Consider the following 2,341-nt stretch of genomic DNA (forward strand, 5'->3'; position numbering starts at 1 on the left):
CCCGGGTTGTGTAACCATCCGGCTATTTGCCGGAGAAACCTGGGGTGTTATCCATGGACATCATCGCCGAGATCCGGCGTCGCCATCTCGTCAGCGGCGAGAGCATCACTTCGATTGCTCGTCATCTCAACCTCTCCCGTCCCACTGTACGCAAGCACCTGCGCACCACATCGAACCCCGCCTATCAACGTCAACATCAGCCAGCTCCCAAACTGACTGCCTCGTTCCAGCAGCTACTCACTGACTGGCTCTCCGTCGAGCAGTCCTTACCCAAATCTCAACGCCGAACAGCACAACGGCTATTCGAGGGCTTGCAGATTGAGGGATTCCTGGGCAGCTATGACTGCGTACGTCGTTTCGTTAAACGCTGGAAAGCTGGCAACGCACGTCCGTCTGTGACGCAGGCGTTTGTCCCATTGCGTTTCGCGCCGGGAGAGATTTGCCAGTTTGACTGGAGTCAGGAACAGGTCGACATCGATGGCCTCCCACAGAAGGTCAAGGTTGCGCACTTCCGACTGACCTATAGCCGACAGATGTTTGTAGTGGCCTATCCGCGCGAAACACAGGAAATGCTGTTTGATGCGCACAATCGGGCTTTCACCTTCTTCGGTGGCGTACCGCAGCGTATGGTTTACGACAACCTCAAAGCCGTTGTCCAAACCATCCTGTCTGGCAAGGCGCGCCAGTTCAACCCCCGCTTTATGGCGCTGGCCAACCATTATCTGTTCGAGCCTGTGTCGTGTACGCCAGCGTCAGGCTGGGAGAAAGGACAAGTGGAGAATCAGGTTGGCAACATCCGGGAATGGCTGTTCACACCCAAGCCACGCTTTGCCTGCCTGGCCGATCTTAACGACTGGTTGGCAATGCGTTGCCAGGAGCTGGCGCGTCGGCCACATCCCACGGAAGACCGACCGATTGCCGAGGTGTTCGCGCAAGAGCGCATGGTACTGCGTGCGATTGCCGCTCCCTTTGATGGCTATCTTGAAGAGATGTTGCGGGTGTCCAGCACCTGCCTGGTTCGCGTCGACAACAATCGCTACAGTGTCCCCGCCGAATTCGCCGGTAAAACGGTCTCAGTGCGTCTGACATCCGACCGGCTGCGCATTGTGCACGATATGCAAACCATCGCCGAACATCCCCGGCAGTTTGGCCGGAACCAACTGGTATGCAATCCCTGGCACTACCTGCCGGTACTGGAAAAGAAGCCGGGGGCCTTACGTCACGGCGCTCCGTTTGTGGAGTGGGAGCTGCCCACCCCGATTCGACAAGTCAGAGACCGCCTGCTGAAACAGCCCAAAGGCGACCGTGCCTTTGTCGAGCTATTGCAACTGGCACGAGAAGCCGGTCTGGAACCACTGCAAGTCGCGTGCGAGCTCAGTCTGGACGCGGGGATCGTGACCGGTGCGGTGGTCATGAATGAGCTGCGGCGTTTGCTGACACCGCCGCCGCCATCCGTCATTAGTTTGCCCGAACAACTGCGACTGCGTAGTGAGCCGCAGGCTGATTGCGCACGCTATGACGTACTGCGCGGAGGTGCTTATGTCCTGCATTGATCGCATTGCCCAGCTCAAATCGCTGCAACTGTATGGAATGGCGGCCGCCTGGAGTGAGTTGCACGCCGAGAAGCCACGACAGCCTCCGTCACCGGAAGCCTGGCTGGCACGACTGATCGAAGCCGAGCAGCAAGACAGGCAAACCCGCAGCCTGCGTTACCAGCTCAAAGCAGCGAAATTCCCGATTCATCGCGACCTGGCCGCCTTTGACTGGGCAGAAACCCCGTTATCGCAAAGTCAGATTGAGCAATTGGCCAGCGGCAGCTTTATGGAAACTGCACACAACCTGATTCTGGTGGGAGGTACCGGCACCGGCAAAACCCATTTGGCCACAGCACTGGGCATTGCCGCGATTCACAGGAACAAGCGGGTTCGCTTCTTCAATGCAGTCGACTTGGTCAACCTGCTGGAAAAGGAAAAGTTGCTGGGTAAGACCGGCAATTTGGCCAAGCAACTGGTACAGATGGATGCAGTGATTCTGGATGAGCTGGGCTATTTACCATTCCCGACCTCGGGAGGTGCGCTCCTGTTTCACCTGATCAGTCAGCTGTACGAGAAAACCAGCCTGCTGATCACGACCAACCTATCGTTTGGGGAATGGGTCACTGTGTTCGGTGATGCCAAGATGACGACGGCCTTGCTGGATCGACTTACCCATCACTGTGAAATTCTGGAAACGGGTAATGACTCGTTCCGGTTCAAACAACGGAGAAGCCAGGCGAAAACTGTCTGATCAAGTGGAAACTTTTGGATGCCGGTTGGTGGAAAAAATTGAATGCTGATTGACA

Annotated in this window: 2 protein-coding genes; both read left to right on the forward strand. The window is 56.7% G+C overall.

Annotated features, from left to right (window positions below):
- Positions 1-53: 53 nt before the first annotated feature.
- Positions 54-1,553 carry an IS21 family transposase gene (gene istA / locus HWX34_RS20960; RefSeq protein ID WP_218645288.1) on the forward strand — a complete coding sequence of 500 codons (1,500 nt, stop codon included), beginning with the start codon at positions 54-56 and terminating at the stop codon, positions 1,551-1,553.
- Positions 1,540-2,286, forward strand: coding sequence for an IS21-like element helper ATPase IstB (istB, locus tag HWX34_RS20965; protein WP_178974139.1), 747 nt, complete (start codon positions 1,540-1,542; stop codon positions 2,284-2,286). Before istA ends, istB begins: the two co-directional genes overlap by 14 nt.
- Positions 2,287-2,341: the final 55 nt, after the last annotated feature.

The sequence above is a fragment of the Aquitalea sp. LB_tupeE genome (assembly GCF_013391415.1).
Taxonomy (GTDB): domain Bacteria; phylum Pseudomonadota; class Gammaproteobacteria; order Burkholderiales; family Chromobacteriaceae; genus Aquitalea.

What these genes read in the sequence shown, in the direction of transcription:
- istA (WP_218645288.1), top strand. Translation starts at nt 54, where the DNA reads ATGGACATCATCGCCGAGATCCGGCGTCGCCATCTCGTCAGCGGCGAG.
- istB (WP_178974139.1), top strand. Translation starts at nt 1,540, where the DNA reads ATGTCCTGCATTGATCGCATTGCCCAGCTCAAATCGCTGCAACTGTAT.